Here is a 19686-nt window from a genome sequence, read left to right as displayed (position 1 = left end):
AAGCTGATGTCAAACCCATTGATTTCAGTTTCACAGGAGGTGTTTCAAAATGGCAAATCTCACACGCTGGAATCCAATTTCAGAATTTGCCGATCTGTTCGATCGCTACAACCGCAGTCTCGGGCTGCCAACTTCTCCCGGTGATGTGGAAAACCGGGATCTGTTCGGTCGCACTGACTGGGTTCCTGCAGTCGATGTCAGGGAAACGTCGGAGACCTATCAGATCGACGCCGAATTGCCCGGAATGGAAAAGGACGATATCAGGGTTACCGTTGAGAACCGTGTCCTGAATATTGAGGGTGAACGGAAAAAAGCCGACGAAAAAACGGAAGGCCGGCAGCACCGTGTCGAGCGCGTCTATGGCAAGTTCGTACGTCGTTTCACGTTGCCGGACAATGTGGATGAGGAAAGCGCGAAAGCCGAATTCAAGAACGGCATTCTGACGCTGACCCTCAACAAAACCGAGCCGGCGCGTCCGAAAGCCATTGAGGTTGACGTGCACTGACCGCTCAGGCGCCGCAGGGGCCAGCGGAAAAACCGGAAGGTTACTCCTGCTTCAGCTCTGCGGCTTTTTTTGCACCAGCAGCCCTGAGAGCTCTGGCGTACTCAGTGCTGCGCCGGTGCTCGGACACGTGATCCAGAATTGTCTCGCCTGATTCGCTGAGGGCATTGATGTCCCGGCCAGCCTCGGTAAAAAATCCGACAAACCGCTCGAAATCGAATGCACGCATGGCCTGATAGGCTTTCAGCAATGCATTGAAATCCGGGTTGATGCGGGCATCATAAGGGCTGATGAAAAGAAAGCTCTTGACCCGCTCATCGCTCCATTCCTCACCGATGACCTTGGGTTTTTCCGGTCCACTCATGATCCTTCTCTCATCTCGCCTGCCTGTCAGAGGGGCGACAGTATAACTATCTGACGGCCATTTGGTTATATGAATTCCATCTGAGGTAGTCGCTGTGGAGCATAAGGGTATGGAATTATGACAGTATTTCAAGGGGTAGTGCGCCGGAGCTGGCGGCTTCCTCGCACTCGGGACTCCGGATCACAATCTCAACACGGCGATTGCGGGCGCGGTTTTCGGGGCTGTTGTTGGGCGCGAGAGGATTGGTCTCGGCGCGGCCGGCTGCTGTAACCCGCTCGGCGGAGACCTGGCGATTGAGCACCAGTTCATGAACCACCGAAACCGCGCGGGCGGCGGACAGATCCCAGTTCGACCGGTAGCGCCCACTGACAACCGGGCGGTCATCGGTGTAACCGGCTACCAGCACCTCACCACTGCACCGGGAGAGCACGCCTACCACCCGCTCGATGATGGGGATCATGTCAGGCTTGATGGTGGCCTCCCCGGAACGGAAAGTGGCATCTTCAGAGAAACGGATGATAACCTTTTCGGTGTCATAACTGACGGTCAGATCGCCCGAGGCCACCTCCGGTTCCAGCTCTTCGATTAGCCGGGAAGACAGCTCGACAACTCCCTCGGGAACCCGGGTGACCGTTCCGGCGCCTCCCCGCTCATCAATAAATTCCGGCTCATCACGGGTTGCGTCTTCGGGATCAGGAAGCGAAACAGTATCACTCTCGATGAGGGTAAGAGGCGAGCCGCCAATGTCTTCATCCAGTACCCTGCTACTACCCAGTGCTGAGGACATGGAATTTGCCATGGCCCGGTATTTTTCCACGTCCATTTCGGCGAACGACAGCAGCAGGATAAAGAAAGTCAGGAGCAGAGTGGCCAGGTCGGCAAAGGTGACGATCCAGGACGGGGCTCCACGGGCACGCCTTTGACTTTTTGCGGGCAGAATCGCCATGCCTCAGGCCTCCCGCTCCTGGGCCAGGGCGGCGCGCTGCTCGGGAGTAATGAAGGCGGAAAGCAGCTCTGTCATGACCCGCGGATTCTGACCCCGCATGATGTTCTGGATGCTCGTGGCGATCAGCAACCGGTTGCGCTGCTCATCTTCGGCCTTGAGCTGGAGTTTGTCCGCCAGAGGCAGGGCGATCAGCTGGGCGATAAAGGCGCCGTAGAGGGTGGTAAGCAGGGCAATGGCCATGGCCGGACCAATGGAGGAAGGGTCGTCCAGGCTGTTCAGCATCTGCACCAGTCCCACCAGGGTTCCCAGCATCCCGATGGCCGGCGCTGACTCTCCGATGCCCCGGAATACCCTTTCGGCAACCTCGTAGCGCTCCATGGTCTGCTGGATGTCCTGGGCCAGGGCTTCGTCGATCAGCTCCGGCGGGTGGCCATCAACACAGAGGTTAATGGCCTTTCTGAGGAATTCGTTGCTGGTCTCATGGCTCTCCAGACCCAGAATTCCCTCCTTGCGTACGAGGCGGGCAAGGGTGCTGACTTCCTGTATCAGGTTGACGGGTTTCTCCAGCCGGTCCCTGAAAACGGTGGCAAAAGCCAGACGAAAGGCACTCATTACCGTCGTCAGGCGGAACTTGATAAGGGTGACGGCAAAGGTCCCGCCGAGAACCAGTGCCAGACCAGGCAGATTGAGAAAGGTCAGCATACTGGCATTGGAGAGCATCGCCAGCACGACAATCAGGACCGCGGCAAACAGCCCGACCAGGGTCAGGACATCCATACTGCAACCTCGCCCTGCAAACTGCTTACGTCCATCTTCACGTCCCCATCAACAGCATGGAAATGGCAGAAAAACCTGTCCAGGCCCAAGAATAGCCCATGATGATCAGATCAGCCTGCTCCAGATCTCAGGGCTGCGATAACCGGCGCAGTCTCCGGGTGAACTCCCCGCCAGATGGCAAAGGATTCAGCGGCCTGCTCCACCAGCATGCCAACGCCGTCCGTGCCCAGGCGGCCGCCCTGGTCCAGCACCCAGCGGTTAAAAGGGGTGACCTCATGGGAGTACATCATGTCGTATCCGCGGGTTTCCGGCCCAACCAGGGAAGGGGAGATTGGCGGCAGATCACCCTGCAGGCTGGCGCTGGTGCCGTTGATGATCAGGTCGAATTCTCCCTCAATCCCGTCGAACCCGCAGCCGCTGAGTTCGGTCGCACCGGCCTCGGACGCAAACAGTTCTGCCAGGCTCCGGGCCTTGTCCGGTGTCCGGTTGGCAATGACCAGGGCTCGGGGATGCTCCGCCAGTAGCGGCCCCAGCACCCCCCGGACCGCACCACCTGCGCCCAGTATCAGCACCCGCCTGTCAGTGAGGGCAAAGCCGCTGTTTATGGTCAGGTCCACCACCAAGCCCTTGCCATCGGTGTTGTCGGCAGTGAGAAGGCCTTCACTGTCCAGGAAAAGCGTATTGGCGGCCCCGGCCTTTTCGGCCCGGGGGGTTCGCCTGCGGGCCATCTTCCAGGCCTGCTCCTTGAAGGGCACCGTAACATTGAGGCCCTTGCCGCCACGGTCGAAGAACCCGGTCACCGTGTCCTCAAAGCCGGCGAGGGGCGCCTGGATTGCCGTGTACTCCATGGCCTGGTCTGTCTGCCGGGCGAAATGGCTGTGAATCCAGGGGGATTTGCTGTGGCTGATGGGATTACCCACCACTGCGTAGAGGTCATCAGTCATCGGTTGTCTCCAGCCAGTTCCGGGCGGTCAGGAAATGTTCAGTCAGCCGTGCCTCGGCACTGCCGGGCTCGGGTACCCGGTTGTAATCCCAGCGCACCAGAGGAGGCAGTGACATCAGAATGGACTCGGTGCGGCCGCCAGACTGCAGCCCGAACAGGGTGCCCCTGTCATATACCAGGTTGAACTCCACGTAGCGGCCACGGCGGTAAAGCTGAAAATCCCTTTCCCGTTCGCCATAAGGATGATCTTTGCGTCTGGCCAGAATGGGGCCGTAGGCATCCATGTAGCTATCGCCCACTGCCTGCATAAGGGCGAAATCCCGGTCGAAGTCCCCGGTATTGTGATCGTCAAAGAAGAGCCCGCCAATACCCCTGGGCTCGTTCCTGTGGCGCAGATAGAAATACTCATCGCACCAGTGCCTGTAGTCCGCATAGAGCTTTTCTCCGAAGGGCAGGCAGGCATCCCTGGCCGTTCGATGCCAGTGGACGCAGTCGTCCTCGAAGCCGTAATAGGGCGTCAGGTCATAGCCCCCACCAAACCACCAGACAGGCTCGCCGTTCGGCGGCGTGGCGCTGAAAAATCGTACATTGGCATGCGAGGTAGGCGCGTAGGGATTGTGAGGGTGGATCACCAGAGACATCCCCATGGCCTGCCAGGGAGCGCCGGCCAGGTGGGGCCGATGGGCCGTGGCGGATGGCGGCATGGTCTCGCCCATGACGTGGGAGAAATTCACTCCGCCTTTCTCAATGACCGCGCCGTCAGCGATCACCCGGCTGATTCCACCGCCACCTTCGGGTCGGGTCCAGCTTTCAGTGACAAACTCACCGCCTCCGTCCAGCTCCGTAAGCCGGTCACAGATGGACGCCTGAAGCGCCAGCAGATAGTGGCGGACGGCCTCAGTATCAGTTATGGACATTGGATTTCTCCTGATGGAAAAGCTAACGGAGCCACTGGCCGGTCACGATATCAAGAATCCGGCTGGGTTTGCGGTTTCCTCCCAGAGCTCCGGGAACAATATGGACCTGGCCTTGACCGAAATAGCGCCGTACCTGCCAGCCGTGGCGGGCCGGGGGGCGGCCGGCGGGGTTGCAGGAGGTAGACACCAGAGGTTGACCTGCGGCCTCGCAAAGCGCCTTTACCACCGGATGATCACTGACCCTCACGGCAATGGCACTGTGGTCGCCCTTCACCAGAAAGGGAACACGGTCCTCCGGGTCAGGGAGAAGACAGGTGACGGGGCCGGGCCAGTGCCGGGTTGCCCTTTCCCTCATTTCCGGGTCCAGCGGAGCGAGAAGAAATTCAATCTGGTCGGTCGAAGCGGCTACCAGAATAAGGCCTTTGTGAGCCGGGCGCTGCTTGAGTTCCAGAATCTCTTCAACCGCGTCCGGGTTCCAGGGGTCGCAGCCGAGACCCCAGACACCTTCCGTCGGATAGGCGATAACACCACCCCGATGGACGGTGCGACGGGCGCGATCAAGCTGCCACTGGGACAGCGGAGAAAAGTCATTGGTCATATCGGATCATTATCCAGACAGGCACCGCTCAGGCAAGTCGCTGATAGCCTCCGGGAGCAGAGTCTACCAGGCCCTCCATTTCGAGCAGGAGCAGGGACTGCATGAGCTCGTCAGCGGGCAACCCGGTTGCGGTACACAGAACGTCAGTGGAGGCCGGATCATACCCTAAAGCCTCAAGCACGGCGATTTCCCGCGCCTCCAGGCCGGCAGGCACCAGCCCCGCCAGGGGAGGTTCCACAGCCGCAGCCACCTCCTTCGCCGGCGTGGGTTTTCGCCTCACTGCCGGCTTCACCGCGGGGCGGGTTGTTGACCAGGCACTGAGTTCTTCTTCAATGTCCGCGACCGTTTCCACCAGGGTTGCGCCCTGGCGGATGAGCTGGTGACACCCCCTGGCCTGGGGGTTGTGGATCGAGCCTGGTATGGCAAACACTTCCCGGCCCTGTTCGAGTGCCAGCCTTGCCGTAATCAGGGAGCCGCTACGGGGGCTGGCCTCAACCACCAGCACCCCCCGGCTCAGGCCGCTGATGATCCGGTTACGCTGGGGAAAATGGGCCGCCCGGGCTGGCGTGCCGGGCGGCAGTTCCGAAACCATCAGGCCCTCGTCCGCAATCCGCTCCGTTAAAGCCTGATGCTGTCGCGGATAAACCACATCAACGCCTGTCCCAATTACCGCAATGGTGGGAAAGCCGGCGTCCAGGGCGCCGGCATGGGCGGCGCCGTCAACGCCGAGAGCAAGGCCACTGGTCACCAGGTAGCCTCTTTCGCTGAGCGCAGCGGCGAATTGTGCAGCATGTTCCAGCCCTGTCCGGCTGGCGCTGCGGCTGCCCACAATGCCTATCTGGGAACGCTGCAGGAGGGTGGCGTCGCCGCGGGTGTAGAGCACCAGTGGCGCATCATGGATGGCGCTCAGGGCCTCCGGGTAGAGAGGGCTGTCCCAGGGCAGAATCCCGATACCGGCAGCGGCACATCGCGCCCTGATCGTCACAACCTCCGCCACCTCAGGATGACCTGCGTCCCGGCCCTGCCATGCAGCAATAACCTCACAGGTCCGGGCTTCCAGACCCATGGCCCGGAGAGTGGCAGAATTCATTTCCAGCAGTTCAAGGGGAGAGGCAAGGTGTTCCCTGACCGCATGCCAGCGCCGGACGCCCATGCGGGGCAAATGGCTAAGCATAAGCCAGGCAGCTTCAGTGCTGTCAAAGACGGCGTTATCCGGGGTCGCAGCTTTGAGGAGCTGGGTCATGATCCATCCTTTGATCTTCATGGCTGCCATCCGGGCAACCGCTATCATGAAAAACGGGAGCTGCTTTCAGGCAGACTCCCGTCGGTTTGTTACTGTCTGTTCCGCCCGCCAATCAGGGGTTACGCACCTCGTCGCCAATGGAGAGGCTCCGGGTAGCTTTCAGAATAAGACCGTAACTGACTTTTTCGTAGGTCTGGAAAACCATCAGCAGACCGGCCCGCTCCGCAGGCAGTTCCACCTGCTCACCGGTATAGGGGTCTTTAACGGTGTTGCCGTTGCGGAAAACTGCAAGCACGTTACCAGCTTCCAGGCCTTCACGGCTGCCACGGTTGATGGTGACCACATCGTACTGGCCGATCTGGCTGACACCGCCTTCCACGGAAATCATCTCACCCACAATATCACTCTCAGGAGCACTGGGATTGAACCGGGCGGTGATGGCGCGGTCTTCGCTGACCAGCAGGCGGTCGCCAATCCGGACTTCCTCATTGGAGCGCTTGAGCTTCACCGTCAGAACGTCACTGTTTTCGGCAACCACCTCGCCGTGGGCGATAGCTCTGGCCTCCAGGCCCAGGAATTCCCCCGTGTCCGGATCAACATAGGTGTTGCTGCGACGGAAAATGCCAACATTCTGGGACGGCTTTTCACCGCGGGCATAGAGCCGGTCTCCGGCGCCAGTGATGATGCGACCCTCTTCGCCCTCAAGCACGTAGGGCGCGTCTTCCAGCTCTTCTGCGGCAATTATCCGGGTGTCGCTAAGGAAGCTGCTGATGGCATCCAGCGGAATGGCCGGAATCGGCATTTCGATCGGCGTGGAGCGAACCCGGGGAGACAGCTTCACTACTCCGCTGGCTCCCACCTTGGTCACCCTTGCCTTGCCATCTATATATACCAGCGCCAGCTCATCGCCCGGGTAGATAAGATGGGGGTTTTCCACCTGGGGATTCACGTGCCAGATTTCCGGCCATTTCCAGGGGCTGTTCAGGAACCGGCCTGAGATGTCCCAGAGGGTGTCACCCTTTTTAACGGTGTAACGCTCGGGGTGGTCCGGCCTGAGCTCGGGCTCGGCCGCCTGCACCCAGGCGGTTACCAGCAGCATTGTTGCCGCCAGAGCGTACAGCAGTTTCCTCATTGTTAAGTCCTTGATCGCGTGCCTTTATCGATGGGTTCTGTGTCCGGGCCGGGACATCAGACCTGACTCTATTGCTTTACTATAGAAGAAGTGCGGCAAATTGTGATGTTATCTTTTGTTCTTCCAGTGAATTCTGTGCACCACTGATCAGTTTGTAATCAACGGGGAAGATGGGAGATAATAACGCATCCGGAAAAGAACTTACTTGAAACCAGACGGGTTGTCCCGACCATAATAGCTGTGACAGGGGAATTTGCTCAGTACACCGTCGCATTTCCCGATATCCGTCGAACCCAAACAGACCAGGGCGCCATGATACTAGAGATCCTCGAATTCCCGGACCCGCGGCTGCGTACCATAGCCAGGCCGGTGGACAGCGTGACAGACGAGACCCGCAGGCTCATCGATGACATGTTCGAAACCATGTACGATGCGCCTGGGATCGGTCTCGCCGCCACCCAGGTGAATGTGCACAGGCAGATCGTTGTGATCGATCTGTCCGATGACCGCAGCGAACCACTGGTACTGATCAATCCGGAAGTGGAAGTGCTGGAGGGGGACTATCAGGAGATGCAGGAAGGCTGCCTGTCCGTGCCTGGCTTCTATGAAGAGGTCAACCGCATCGATCACGTCCGGGTAAAGGCCATTGGCCGGGACGGCGAACCCTTCGAGATGGAAGTGACCGGACTTCTGGCTGTCTGCATCCAGCACGAGATGGACCACCTGAATGGCAAGCTGTTTGTGGATTACCTCAGCCCCCTGAAGCGGACCCGTATTCGCAAGAAACTGGAAAAGCAGCACAAGATTCGCGCCTGACCGGCTATTGGTCGTTGGCGATCAAGTGCGGATAAAAAAAGACCGGGTCGAAGCCCGGTCTTTTTTTATCCGCCAGGTTCTTTACTCACTCGGGCCTGTCCCGGAACAGACGGAGATCATCACCCCGTGCGCATCGTTTTTGCCGGAACCCCGGATTTTGCAGCCACAGCGCTTCGGTCGCTGATTGCTTCCGGCCATACCATTGCCGGAGTCTATTCCCAGCCCGACCGGCCAGCCGGCCGTGGCCGCAAGCTTGCCCCCAGCCCGGTCAAGCAGGTAGCGCTGGATGCCGGCCTGCCGGTATACCAGCCAGAGAGCCTGAAAACAGCCGAAGCCCAGGCAGAACTGGCCGGCCTCAAGCCAGAGGTGATGGTAGTGGCAGCCTACGGCCTGATTCTCCCCCGGGCCACGCTCGACATCCCTGACCATGGCTGCCTCAACATACACGCCTCCCTTTTGCCGCGCTGGCGGGGTGCTGCCCCCATCCAGCGGGCCATTGCCGCCGGCGACCGGGAGACAGGCATTACCATCATGCAGATGGCCGAAGGCCTGGACACCGGTGACATGCTGCTGAAGCTCGCCACCCCCATCAGGCCAGATGACACCGGTGGCAGCCTCCACGACCGGCTCGCCGGCCTTGGTGGGGAAGCCATAGTGGAGGCTCTGCACCTGCTCGCCCGGGGTGAGCTGAAAGGCGAACCCCAGAACGACAGCGAAGCCTGCTATGCCCGCAAACTTTCCAAGGAGGAAGGCCAGATTGACTGGTCCAGAGCCGCTGCCGATATCGAGCGGCAGATCCGTGCCTTCAATCCATGGCCCGGAAGCTACACGGACCTGGGAGAGCAGCGCATCCGGATTCACCAGGCAGAGGTCCTGCCGGATTCCATACCGGGAAAGCCGGGAACCGTGGTTATCCGGGACAGATCCGGCATCGACGTGGTCTGCGGCGAGGGTCTGCTGCGCATCACCCAGCTGCAGATTCCGGGTGCCCGCCCCCAATCCGCCAGTGATCTGATCAATGGTGGCAAACAGCTGCTGATGCCTGGTCAGGAGCTTCGCTGAATGACGGCTTTTTCCCATCCGGATGATTTCGCTGGCCAGACCCAGCCACTCAGAGCTGCTGCTGCCCGGGTTCTGCAGGCCGTGGAAGACGGCCAGTCGCTGGCCCAGTGCCTGCCCCTCGGCCATGCCAGCATTACACCGCAGGAGAAACCTGAACTTCAGGCGCTGTGCTACGGCACCTGCCGCTGGTACCACCGCCTTGATGCCGAACTCGCTCAACGGCTGAAAAAGCCGCTGAAAAAATCCGACCGGGTCATACACCAGTTGATGCTGGTAGCCCTGTTTCAACTCAGGTTCAGCCAGCAGGCCAGCTACGCAGTGCTCAATGAAACCGTGGAAGCCTGTCGCGCGCTGGGGAAGCCCCATCTCACCGGCCTGGTAAACGGGATTCTGCGGGCTGCCGAGCGGGAAGGCGAGCCAGAGCCCACCGAGCCGGCAGTGATATACAGCCACCCCGCGTGGATAGTGGCCAAACTGCGCCACAACTGGCCGGATCACTGGCAGGAGATTCTTGCGGCCAACAACACCCAGGCACCCATGACCTTGCGGGTGAACGCCGACCAGGGCAGCCGGGAGCAGTACCTGCAGTGGCTGACGGATACCGGCATTGAGGCGAAACCCACAGAACTCGCACCCTGGGGCATACAGCTTGCCAAGCCGGTGCCGGTGGAACGCCTGCCAGGCTTTGGTGACGGCGCAGTCAGCGTGCAGGATGAAGCCGCCCAGCTCTGTACGACCCTGCTGGATCTGGCGCCCGGACAGCGTGTGCTTGACGCCTGCGCCGCGCCCGGAGGCAAAACCTGCGCGATCCTGGAACACTGCCCGGAACTGACGGAGGTGGTAGCCATTGACCAGTCCGCCGCCCGCCTGCCCAGAATCCGCGAAAATCTTGACCGGCTGTGCCTGTCCGCCACCCTGAAAGAGGCCGATGCGGCTGATACCGGGCAATGGTGGGACGGCGAGCCTTTCGACCGGATTCTGCTGGATGTACCCTGTAGTGCCAGTGGCGTGATCCGCCGTCACCCGGATATCAAACTGCTGCGCCGCGAGGCAGATATCACACCGCTGGCCGGCATCCAGCTGGGGCTGCTGGAGAGCCTCTGGCTGACGCTGAAACCGGGCGGCCGGCTGGTGTACGCCACCTGCTCTGTATTCCCCCAGGAGAATCACCGTATAATCCAGCGGTTTCTCCGCCAGCAGTTTGACGCGAGGCTGATCGGGCCAGAGGTTTCCTGGGGTATGGATACCGGGTTCGGTCGGCAGCTGCTGCCGGACAGCCAGGCTCACGACGGCTTTTTCTACTCGGTTCTGGAACGCAGCACCCAGGCGCCGGGGCCCCCCATAAAGAATGTCTGACCAGGATAGCGGCTTATGAAAATCATCATTCTCGGCGCCGGCCAGGTCGGTGGCACGCTGGCGGAAAACCTCGCCAACGAAGCCAATGACATCACGGTGATCGACAGCGATGGCCAGCGCCTCCGGGAACTTCAGGACCGGCTCGATATCCGCACGGTCCAGGGACGCGGGTCCTATCCCACGATCCTCAGACAGGCCGGGGCGGAAGACGCCGACATGCTGATTGCCGTCACCAACAGCGACGAGGTCAACATGGTGGCCTGCCAGGTGGCCTACTCCCTGTTCAAGACCCCCACCAAGATCAGCCGTGTCCGGGCCAACGCCTATCTCGCCCGCAAGGAGCTGTTCAGCGAATCCGGCTTTCCGGTGGATGTGCTGATCAGTCCGGAGCAGGTGGTCACCGAGCACATTACCCGGCTGATTGAATACCCCGGCGCCCTTCAGGTGCTGGAGTTTTCCAAGGGGCTGGTGCGTCTGGTGGCCATACGGGCCACCAAAGGCGGCCCCCTGGTAGGCCACGAGCTTGCCTTCCTGCGCTCCCACATGCCCAAGACCGACACCCGGGTGGCCGCCATTTTCCGGAAGGACCGGCCCATCATCCCCCAGGGCGATACCGTCATCGAAGACGGTGACGAGGTCTTCTTCATCGCCGGCACTGATCACATTCGCAAGGTCATGAGTGAGTTGCAGCCGCTGGAAAAACCCTACAAGAAGATTTTCATCTGCGGCGGCGGCAACATTGGCCAGCGCCTTGCCCGCACTCTGGAGGGACGCTTCCAGGTGAAACTGCTGGAGCGGGACAGGGAGCGCTGCGTGATGCTGTCGGAGAGCCTGCGCAAGACCATCGTTCTGGAAGGCAACGCCGCCAACAAGGACATACTCCTGGAAGAGAATATCGAGAAGACCGACGTTTTCTGCGCAGTAACCAATGACGATGAGGCCAACATCATGGCCTCGCTTCTGGCCAAACGCCTGGGGGCCCGCAAGGTTCTGACCCTGATCAACAACCCGGATTATGTGGACCTTATCCAGGGGGGCGAAATAGATGTCGCCATCTCGCCCCAGCAGACCACCATCGGCAGCCTACTGACCCATGTGCGCAAGGGTGACGTAGTCAATGTCCATGCCCTGCGCCGCGGTGCGGCCGAAGCCATCGAGGCCATTGCCCACGGTGATCATCGGTCTTCCCGGGTGGTGGGCAAGCGCCTTGACGAGATACAGCTGCCGGAGGGCACCACCATAGGCGCCATCGTCCGGCACAACGAAGTGCTTATCGCCCATGACCACATCCGGGTGCAGCCGGACGACCATGTCATCCTGTTCCTGGTGGACAAATCCCGGATCCGGGACGTGGAGCGGCTATTCCAGGTCGGGCTGACCTTCTTCTGACAGGGCACGACCCGCATAGTCGCTGTCAGGCGCCTCTGGAAGCCCCTCGCACGTTGGTCATTCACCTCAGCAGGGTCTTTTTCAGAGACTCCTTAGAATTAGCCACGCCAGCAGCGTATAATTCCGGTCCTTCGATGTGCAGGCCGGGGCAGAAGCCTGCACAACACACAGACAGCTCAGCAGGCAATCGTCGTGACAGACAAGGCAAATACGGACATTAAAACCTTTCAGGGCCTGATTCTGGCCCTGCAGAAGTTCTGGGCGCAGCATGGCTGCGTGGTACTCCAGCCACTGGACATGGAAGTGGGGGCGGGCACCTTTCATCCCGCCACCTTCCTTCGCGCCATAGGCCCGGAGACCTGGAATGCCGCCTACGTCCAGCCCAGCCGGCGTCCCACAGACGGCCGCTATGGTGAAAACCCCAACCGCCTGCAGCATTACTACCAGTTTCAGGTGGTACTCAAGCCGTCCCCGGACGACATCCAGGAACTCTACCTGGACTCACTTCGGGCCCTGGGCCTGGACCCGCTGGTCCACGACATCCGCTTCGTGGAAGACAACTGGGAATCGCCAACTCTTGGCGCCTGGGGCCTGGGCTGGGAAATCTGGCTCAACGGCATGGAAGTTACCCAGTTCACCTACTTCCAGCAGGTCGGCGGTCTTGAATGCTACCCGGTGACCGGGGAACTCACTTACGGTCTGGAGCGCATCGCCATGTACCTGCAGGGCGTGGACAGTGTCTACGACCTGGTCTGGACCACCGGTCCCAACGGCGACGTCACCTACGGCGACGTGTTCCACCAGAACGAGGTGGAGATGTCCACCTACAACTTCGAGCAGGCAGACACCACTTTTCTGTTCCACAGTTTTGATGTCCATGAACGCGAAAGCCAGCGCCTGATCGAAGCCGGGCTGGCGCTGCCCGCCTATGAGCAGGTCCTCAAGGCCTCTCACACATTCAACATGCTGGACGCCCGTCACGCCATTTCGGTCACCGAGCGCCAGCGTTTCATTCTGCGTGTCCGGACCCTTGCCCGGGCAGTGGCCCAGGCGTATTTTGACAGCCGCAAGGCGCTGGGCTTCCCTATGGCCACGGCCGCTCTCCGCGACGAAATGCTGGCGGATACTGAAACCGGATCCGGGAAGGGGAAGGCTTAATCATGGCAATACAGGATTTTCTGGTCGAAATCGGCACCGAAGAACTGCCACCCAGGGCTCTCAAGACCCTGTCCCGAGCTTTTACTAATGGCCTCACCAAAGGGCTTGAAGACGCTGGTATTGAATTTGCCAGGGCGGAATCCTTTGCTGCTCCGAGGCGCCTCGCCATCCGGGTAAGAGAGCTTGCTGCTGCCCAGCCAGACAAGGCAGTGGAGCGCCGCGGCCCTGCCGTCAAGGCAGCGTTTGATGCCGCCGGCAACCCCACCCGCGCCCTCACCGGCTTCGCCACCTCCCAGGGCGTAACTCCGGACCAGCTGGACACCCTGGAGACCGACAAGGGCGCCTGGGTTGTCTACCGGACCGTGGAGCAGGGCAGAGCCACCACCGAGCTGCTGCCGGGTCTTATCGAGCAGGCCCTGGCCGGCCTGCCGATTCCCAAGCGCATGCGCTGGGGTGCCCACAGGACCGAATTTGTCCGTCCGGTTCACTGGATTGTGCTGCTGATGGGCAACAAGGTGATCGACAGCCCGATCATGGGACTCAAACCCGGCAACAAGACACGGGGTCACCGCTTCCACTGCCCGGAATCCCTGATTATTCCCACGCCGGCTGACTATGAAATCGTCCTCCGCAAGGAAGGCTGGGTGATTGCCGACTTTGCCGAGCGCAGGGCAAAAATACGCGCCGGCGTCGAGGCCATCGCACGTGAACAGGCCGGCGGAACCGCCGTGATCGATGACGAGCTGCTGGACGAAGTCACCTCACTGAACGAGTGGCCTGTACCGCTGATGGGCCGGTTCGAGGAGCGTTTCCTTGAAGTACCGCCGGAGGCTCTGATTTCCTCCATGAAGGAACATCAGAAGTACTTCCACGTGGTGGATTCCGACAACCGCATGCTGCCGCTGTTTATCACCGTAGCCAACCTTGAGAGCAAGGACCCGGGACAGGTGATTTCCGGCAATGAAAAGGTTATCCGCCCCCGTCTGTCCGATGCCGCCTTCTTCTATGAGACGGACCGCAAGACCCCTCTGGAAGACCGCATTGAGCGGCTCAAGCCCATTGTCTTCCAGGAAAAACTGGGCAGCATTCACGACAAGTCCGTGCGCGTTGCTGCCCTTGCAGCCCGCATTGCCGGGGTCATTGGCAGTGACCCGGCTCTGGCCGAACGGGCAGCCATGCTGGCCAAGACCGACCTTGTCACCGAGATGGTGCTGGAATTTACCGATCTCCAGGGGATCATGGGTCAGTACTACGCAGTCCACGACGGCGAACATGCCGATGTGGCCAGGGCTCTGAACGAGCAGTACATGCCCCGCTTTGCCGGGGACGATCTGCCGGCAACCCTCACCGGCTGCGCCCTGGCCATTGCCGACCGGCTGGACTCACTGGTCGGCCTGTTTGGCATCAACCAGCCGCCCTCCGGTACACGGGATCCTTTCGGACTGCGCCGGGCTTCCCTTGGCGTACTGCGCATCATCATTGACCGTCAGTTGCCGCTGGATCTCCAGACCTGCTGCGAGTGGGCCGCGGAGAACTTCAGCAGCCTTGCGGCTGATGATCCAGCCACTGCCGTGGTGGATTACATGCTGGAGCGGTTCCGGGCGCATTACGACGAGCAGGGCATTGGCGCCGAGGTCTACCTCGCGGTGCACGCCCGCCGGCCCACCCGCCCGCTGGACTTCGACCAGCGGGTAAGAGCCGTGGAAGCCTTCCGTCAGATGCCGGAAGCAGAAGCACTGGCCGCAGCCAACAAGCGGGTATCCAACATCCTGACCAAGCAGGGCGCCGACCAGGTTACTGAAACCGTCGACGGCCACCTGCTGCAGGAAGACGCAGAAAAGGCCCTGGCCGAGCAGGTCAACCTGCAGGCAGACAGAGTGCTGCCCCTGTTCGAAAAAGGCGATTACACCGCCGCCCTGAGTTCTCTGGCCAGTCTGCGGGCGCCAGTGGACCGGTTTTTCGATGAAGTCATGGTGATGACCGACGACGAAGCCGTCCGGAACAACCGCCTGGCCCTGCTGAACCGCCTGCGCAACCTCTTTCTGAGGGTCGCGGATATCTCACTGCTACCAACCTCAGGCCAGGGCTAGGAAATGCTGATCATCCTGGACAGGGATGGCGTGATCAATCATTACGACGGCCATTACATCTGTTCAGTGGAGGAGTGGCGACCCCTGCCCGGCAGCATCGAGGCCATCGGCAGACTATGCCGGGCGGGGTACAGGGTGGCGATAGCCACCAACCAGTCCGGGATTGGCCGTGGCCTCTATGACCGGGATGCCCTGGATGCCATGCATCAGCGCCTGCGGGAGCTGGTGGCAGGTGTCGGTGGCCGCATTGAGCATATCGCCTACTGCCCGCACCATCCGGATGCAGGCTGCAGCTGCCGCAAGCCAGAGCCCGGCCTGCTGCACGAAATCCGGAATGCCCTGGGCTTGGAAACCCTGACCGGCAGCCTGATGGCAGGAGACAGCCGCAAGGATCTTGAGGCTGGCATTTCCGCTGGCTGCAGGCCCTGGCTGGTTCGCACTGGCAACGGACGCGACACGGAACATCATCTCCGGAGCCAACCCCTGGTCGGGGTGGAAGTATTCGACGATCTGGCCGCCCTCACAGACCACCTCCTGGCGGTGCATGGGGAGGCCTGAAATTCCCAGGGACCGCGCCGCCACAGGCTGGCATTCGGCGCCATGTTGAGTATAATACCGGCCTTATCGGCGTGTGGCGCAGCTTGGTAGCGCACTTCGTTCGGGACGAAGGGGTCGCAGGTTCGAATCCTGCCACGCCGACCAGAATTGCACAGCACACAGAATGGCATATCACACAAAAAAGGCCGGCCAGGTTATGGGCCGGCCTTTTTTGTTCAAGGCAAGGCTTGCTTATTGCGGCCTAGCGTCCTCCGATTGCGCCATCACGACGCATGTCGGCTCCGCCAACAAGACCGCTCGGTGTTACCTGTATCAAGGACAATCCACTGGTCAGGGTCGCGACACCAACCGCATGTCCTCTGTCTTCTTCCAGATCGGACTTAAGTGCAGCGACATCATAGTCCAGCGTCACGCCCGGGATAGGTTCCTCCAGGACCGTGGCTGAGGTTGGACTGCTGCTGTTCGTGTTCTGGTAATGCGGCACATTGATGGCTTCCTGTGGGTCAAGTCCAAAATCAAACACGTTCATGATGGTCTTGGCGGTGTAGCCAATAATCCGAAAGCCGCCCGGCGAACCCGTGACCAGCGAAACCCGACCATCCAGATCAAGGACAATGGTCGGAGCCATGGAACTGCGGGGCCGCTTTCCTGGCTGTACGCGGTTGGCAATCAGTTCCCCGGTGCTGGAGGTGGGCTGGAAGCTGAAATCGGTCAACTGATTGTTGAGCAGAAATCCGCGGCCAGCCACCATCACTCCATTCCCGAACGAGCTTTCGATGGTGGTGGTCATCGACAGCGCATTGCCAAACCGGTCGACAATGGAGACGTGGCTGGTGCCCGCGCCTGGCTCATCGATGCCCGGAGCAGAGGGGTCAAACACACCTGGGGGATTGCCAGGGGCAACTACGCCAAGGTCATTCTCACCAATCAGGTCAGCGCGGGTTTCAAGATATTGCTTGTCCAGCATGCCCTCAACCGGAACGGTGATGAAATCGCTGTCGGCGACATACTGGTTCCGGTCGGCGAACGCGATCCGCATGGCCTGGGTGAAGAGATGAACCACCTCCTCGTCCAGCGGATTTCTGCCCGCCAGGTCAAAGTTCTCCAGCACGCCCATGATCTGACCGACGGCCAGTCCACCGGAAGACGGCGGGCCCATCCCACAGACGTTATTGCCGCGGTAAAGGATGCACACCGGCGGCCGTTCAATTACCTGATAGCCGGCCAGGTCTGCCAGGCTCATTGAGCCGGGGATATTGGGATCCGTCTGGACGGCGTTAACCACATCCTGTGCGATGGGCCCGGTGTAAAAGGCATCTGCACCATCACGGGCCAGCAGCTTCAGCGTTTGGGCATAATCCCGGTTTTTGATAAGTGTACCGGCGGGTTTGGCCTCACATGTCTCGCTGTCAGCGAAGTAATTGAGGGCGGTGGGGTCACGGAAGAACAGTCGATCCTGACAGGACGGGTTGCGCGCCAGAAGCCCGGCGACCTGGTCACTGGTACGCTCCGTTAGAGAAAAGCCTTTCTGAGCCTGGGTGATGGCCGGTACGAACAAACGCTGCCAGGGCAGCCGGCCGTACTGCTCATGCATGTACTCCATCATGCGGGGCACACCCGGCACCCCCACGGAGAGGCCACTCTGCCAGGCGTTCAGAAAACCGATTGAATCGCCTTCTTCATTCAGGAAAAGTGCTTCGTCCACCGACGCCGGTGCCGTTTCACGGGCATCGATGGTGGTTGTGGTGCCAGTCTCAGCATCGTAATAAACGATGAACGCGCCGCCGCCAATCCCGCTCGACTGGGGCTCGACCAGACTGAGCATGGTCTGCACTGCAATCATGGCATCTGCCGCGGTACCACCGTTTTTGAGAATTTTCGCGCCGGCTGCCGTGGCCAGCGGGTTTGCGGTGACGACCATTTCACGCTCAGTGGTCTGGGCCTGAGGAAGGTCCGTTGCCCAGGCGCCGGGCAGACCCAGCGCCAGAGAAAAAGCGACACTTAAAAATCGTTTTTTCATTATTATTCTCCTGTGACCAGGCTCTGCCTGGCCGCACTTGTGATTGAATCATGCCAGTCGAGAAGTGGTTGGCTTCAGGACGATGATTTGAACGCAATTACCGGGCCACGGAAAGACAAAGCATTAGGGTTCAGAGCCTAGCCGCGATGGATGGCATGTCTCGAATTTCTGCATTGTGAAATACTGTAAAATACTTCGACAAAACGGCTGGCTGTGGCAGTCAGCCATCAGCTGTTTTCAGCCTGCTCCCGCAGGAAACGATGCTGGCTCAGTGCCTGATCAGGCCAGGTCGTCGGCATCGACATCGTTTCTGCCTATGTCGATTTTTTAGTATTTTTTCGACATGGATTATTGCCATGTTTGTAGCATCGACATGGATGTCCGCAAAGTGCCCGGCACCCTCATCGGCAACGAAAAGCTTTTTCTGGATCCGCGCCTGCTGCGTCTGATGACCAGCGACAGCAACGAACTTCAGCCCTCCCACTGAATTCAGCAACCCAGGCAAGCTGGTAATGACCCGGCCCCCTGATTCCGCAGCGCCGCCTTGTTCTCCATTTGCGCTTTCCCCGTTCCCCTGTTAGCTTTTAAAACAGTTTCTTACGAAGGTAACCAGAGTCCATCGGAGGGGCGAATGACCGAACAGATCTCACAGGGCATCGCCCAGAACTGGGCTATCGGGCTGTTTGTTGTGGCCGTGCTTGGCCTGTGTGTGTTCATGATCGGCGCTTCCAGCCTGCTGGGAGGACGCAGCCGCGGTGTGAGCAGGAACCTGCCTTTTGAGTCAGGCATTATCGGTACCGGCAGCGCCCGTCAGCGCTTTTCCGTAAAGTTCTATCTCGTCGCCATGCTGTTCGTCATCTTCGATATCGAGGCGGTGTTTCTGTTTGCCTGGGCCGTTGCGGTGGAGGAAACGGGCTGGCCCGGTTTCTGGGGTGCTGCCGTATTCATCTTTATCCTGCTCGCGGGTCTGCTTTACGACAGCCGGGTAGGCGCCCTGGACTGGGCACCCAGGCGCCGGCACAAGCCAGCAGTTCCGGCCTCCGGCAGCAAGCCTGTTCAGTAACTGATAGCAACCGTCAGGTCCGGAATTCGGTCCGGGCCTGGCCACCGTGTGTTCACTGGAGCTTTTGCATGTCATACACACTGACGCCAGCCGACGCCCCGCAACCGGGAAGGGACGACCGATACCCGGTGGACCGGGGCCGAAAGGTGGAAGACCCGGTACAACAGCAGCTGGAGCGCAATGTCTTCACCGGCAAGCTCAGTGAAGTGCTGAATAACGCCGTCAACTGGGGCCGTAAAAATTCGCTCTGGCCCTACAACTTCGGCCTGTCATGCTGTTATGTTGAAATGACCACGGCATTCACTTCTCCCCATGACATTGCCCGTTTTGGCTCGGAAGTGATCAGGGCGTCACCGCGACAGTCGGATTTCATCGTGATCGCCGGCACCTGTTTCATCAAGATGGCGCCTGTCATACAGCAGCTTTACGACCAGATGCTGGAACCCAAGTGGGTGATTTCCATGGGTTCCTGTGCCAATTCCGGCGGAATGTACGATATCTACTCGGTGGTGCAGGGAGTGGACAAATTCCTGCCGGTGGACGTGTACATCCCGGGCTGTCCGCCCCGCCCGGAAGCCTTTCTGCAGGGCCTGCAGCTGCTGCAGGATTCCATTCAGGAGGAACGTCGACCACTGTCCTGGGTGGTCGGAGACCAGGGCGTTTACCGGGCAGACATGCCTTCGCAGCGGGAAAAGCACCGGGAAAGGCGAATCCGGACCACAGAACTGAGGACACCGGACAAACTCTGAGGG

The 19686-nt window shown here is 60.2% G+C and carries 19 protein-coding genes and 1 tRNA gene; 11 read left to right on the top strand and 9 right to left on the bottom strand.

Annotated elements, in window-relative coordinates:
• Positions 1-49 precede the first annotated feature (49 nt).
• Complete coding sequence (locus LG327_RS04430) at positions 50-505, top strand: Hsp20/alpha crystallin family protein (protein ID WP_404366324.1); 456 nt, start codon at positions 50-52, stop codon at positions 503-505.
• A 40-nt stretch (positions 506-545) separates the two neighbouring features.
• On the opposite strand, the gene LG327_RS04425 is transcribed toward LG327_RS04430, so the two are convergent.
• The 8 genes from LG327_RS04425 to LG327_RS04390 form a co-directional block, all read right to left on the bottom strand.
• Positions 546-866, bottom strand: coding sequence for a PA4642 family protein (locus LG327_RS04425; protein ID WP_404366321.1), 321 nt, complete (start codon positions 864-866; stop codon positions 546-548).
• Between the two features lie 115 nt (positions 867-981).
• Positions 982-1812: a flagellar motor protein MotB gene (locus LG327_RS04420; RefSeq protein WP_404366319.1), complete on the bottom strand. Its 831-nt coding sequence runs from the start codon at positions 1810-1812 to the stop codon at positions 982-984.
• Between the two features lie 3 nt (positions 1813-1815).
• Positions 1816-2589, bottom strand: coding sequence for a MotA/TolQ/ExbB proton channel family protein (locus LG327_RS04415; RefSeq protein WP_404366316.1), 774 nt, complete (start codon positions 2587-2589; stop codon positions 1816-1818).
• A 110-nt stretch (positions 2590-2699) separates the two neighbouring features.
• Positions 2700-3533, bottom strand: a complete 834-nt coding sequence (aroE, locus tag LG327_RS04410; RefSeq protein ID WP_404366313.1) for a shikimate dehydrogenase — start codon at positions 3531-3533, stop codon at positions 2700-2702.
• Positions 3526-4449, bottom strand: a complete 924-nt coding sequence (gene hemF / locus LG327_RS04405) for an oxygen-dependent coproporphyrinogen oxidase (protein WP_404366310.1) — start codon at positions 4447-4449, stop codon at positions 3526-3528. The genes aroE and hemF overlap by 8 nt, the downstream gene beginning before the upstream one ends.
• A 22-nt stretch (positions 4450-4471) precedes the next feature.
• Complete coding sequence (locus LG327_RS04400; protein ID WP_404366307.1) at positions 4472-5047, bottom strand: L-threonylcarbamoyladenylate synthase; 576 nt, start codon at positions 5045-5047, stop codon at positions 4472-4474.
• A 28-nt stretch (positions 5048-5075) separates the two neighbouring features.
• Positions 5076-6311 carry a DNA-processing protein DprA gene (dprA, locus tag LG327_RS04395; protein ID WP_404366304.1) on the bottom strand — a complete coding sequence of 412 codons (1236 nt, stop codon included), beginning with the start codon at positions 6309-6311 and terminating at the stop codon, positions 5076-5078.
• Positions 6312-6402: 91 nt separating this feature from the next.
• Complete coding sequence (locus tag LG327_RS04390; protein WP_404366301.1) at positions 6403-7422, bottom strand: LysM peptidoglycan-binding domain-containing protein; 1020 nt, start codon at positions 7420-7422, stop codon at positions 6403-6405.
• 312 nt (positions 7423-7734) lie between these two features.
• Between LG327_RS04390 and def the strand changes: the two genes are divergently transcribed.
• From def to LG327_RS04350, 8 genes are all read left to right on the top strand, one after another.
• Complete coding sequence (gene def / locus LG327_RS04385) at positions 7735-8238, top strand: peptide deformylase (RefSeq protein ID WP_404366298.1); 504 nt, start codon at positions 7735-7737, stop codon at positions 8236-8238.
• A 126-nt stretch (positions 8239-8364) separates the two neighbouring features.
• Positions 8365-9300: a methionyl-tRNA formyltransferase gene (gene fmt / locus LG327_RS04380; protein WP_404366295.1), complete on the top strand. Its 936-nt coding sequence runs from the start codon at positions 8365-8367 to the stop codon at positions 9298-9300.
• Positions 9301-10656 (top strand): 16S rRNA (cytosine(967)-C(5))-methyltransferase RsmB, encoded by a 1356-nt coding sequence (gene rsmB, locus LG327_RS04375; RefSeq protein WP_404366292.1) that lies wholly within the window; start codon positions 9301-9303, stop codon positions 10654-10656.
• Between the two features lie 15 nt (positions 10657-10671).
• The gene (gene trkA, locus LG327_RS04370) at positions 10672-12045 is read left to right on the top strand and encodes a Trk system potassium transporter TrkA (protein ID WP_404366289.1); all 1374 of its coding nucleotides are present in this window, start codon (positions 10672-10674) and stop codon (positions 12043-12045) included.
• A 192-nt stretch (positions 12046-12237) separates the two neighbouring features.
• The gene (gene glyQ, locus LG327_RS04365; protein ID WP_404366286.1) at positions 12238-13203 is read left to right on the top strand and encodes a glycine--tRNA ligase subunit alpha; all 966 of its coding nucleotides are present in this window, start codon (positions 12238-12240) and stop codon (positions 13201-13203) included.
• A 2-nt stretch (positions 13204-13205) separates the two neighbouring features.
• The gene (gene glyS / locus LG327_RS04360) at positions 13206-15293 is read left to right on the top strand and encodes a glycine--tRNA ligase subunit beta (RefSeq protein ID WP_404366283.1); all 2088 of its coding nucleotides are present in this window, start codon (positions 13206-13208) and stop codon (positions 15291-15293) included.
• Positions 15294-15296: 3 nt separating this feature from the next.
• Entirely contained in the window at positions 15297-15851 is a 555-nt protein-coding gene (gmhB, locus tag LG327_RS04355; protein ID WP_404366280.1) for a D-glycero-beta-D-manno-heptose 1,7-bisphosphate 7-phosphatase, read from the top strand.
• A 67-nt stretch (positions 15852-15918) separates the two neighbouring features.
• A tRNA-Pro gene (locus LG327_RS04350) sits at positions 15919-15995 on the top strand.
• 97 nt (positions 15996-16092) lie between these two features.
• On the opposite strand, the gene ggt is transcribed toward LG327_RS04350, so the two are convergent.
• Entirely contained in the window at positions 16093-17871 is a 1779-nt protein-coding gene (gene ggt, locus LG327_RS04345; RefSeq protein ID WP_404366277.1) for a gamma-glutamyltransferase, read from the bottom strand.
• A 631-nt stretch (positions 17872-18502) separates the two neighbouring features.
• Between ggt and ndhC the strand changes: the two genes are divergently transcribed.
• On the top strand, positions 18503-18934 hold the full coding sequence (gene ndhC, locus LG327_RS04340; RefSeq protein WP_404366274.1) for an NADH-quinone oxidoreductase subunit A: 432 nt from the start codon (positions 18503-18505) through the stop codon (positions 18932-18934).
• 68 nt (positions 18935-19002) lie between these two features.
• Complete coding sequence (locus LG327_RS04335; protein ID WP_404366271.1) at positions 19003-19683, top strand: NuoB/complex I 20 kDa subunit family protein; 681 nt, start codon at positions 19003-19005, stop codon at positions 19681-19683.
• Positions 19684-19686: the final 3 nt, after the last annotated feature.

The organism is Marinobacter sp., assembly GCF_044799475.1.
Taxonomy (GTDB): domain Bacteria; phylum Pseudomonadota; class Gammaproteobacteria; order Pseudomonadales; family Oleiphilaceae; genus Marinobacter.
The sequence above is the reverse complement of the archived record's forward strand: the minus strand, read 5'-3'. Positions and strand labels throughout refer to the sequence as shown.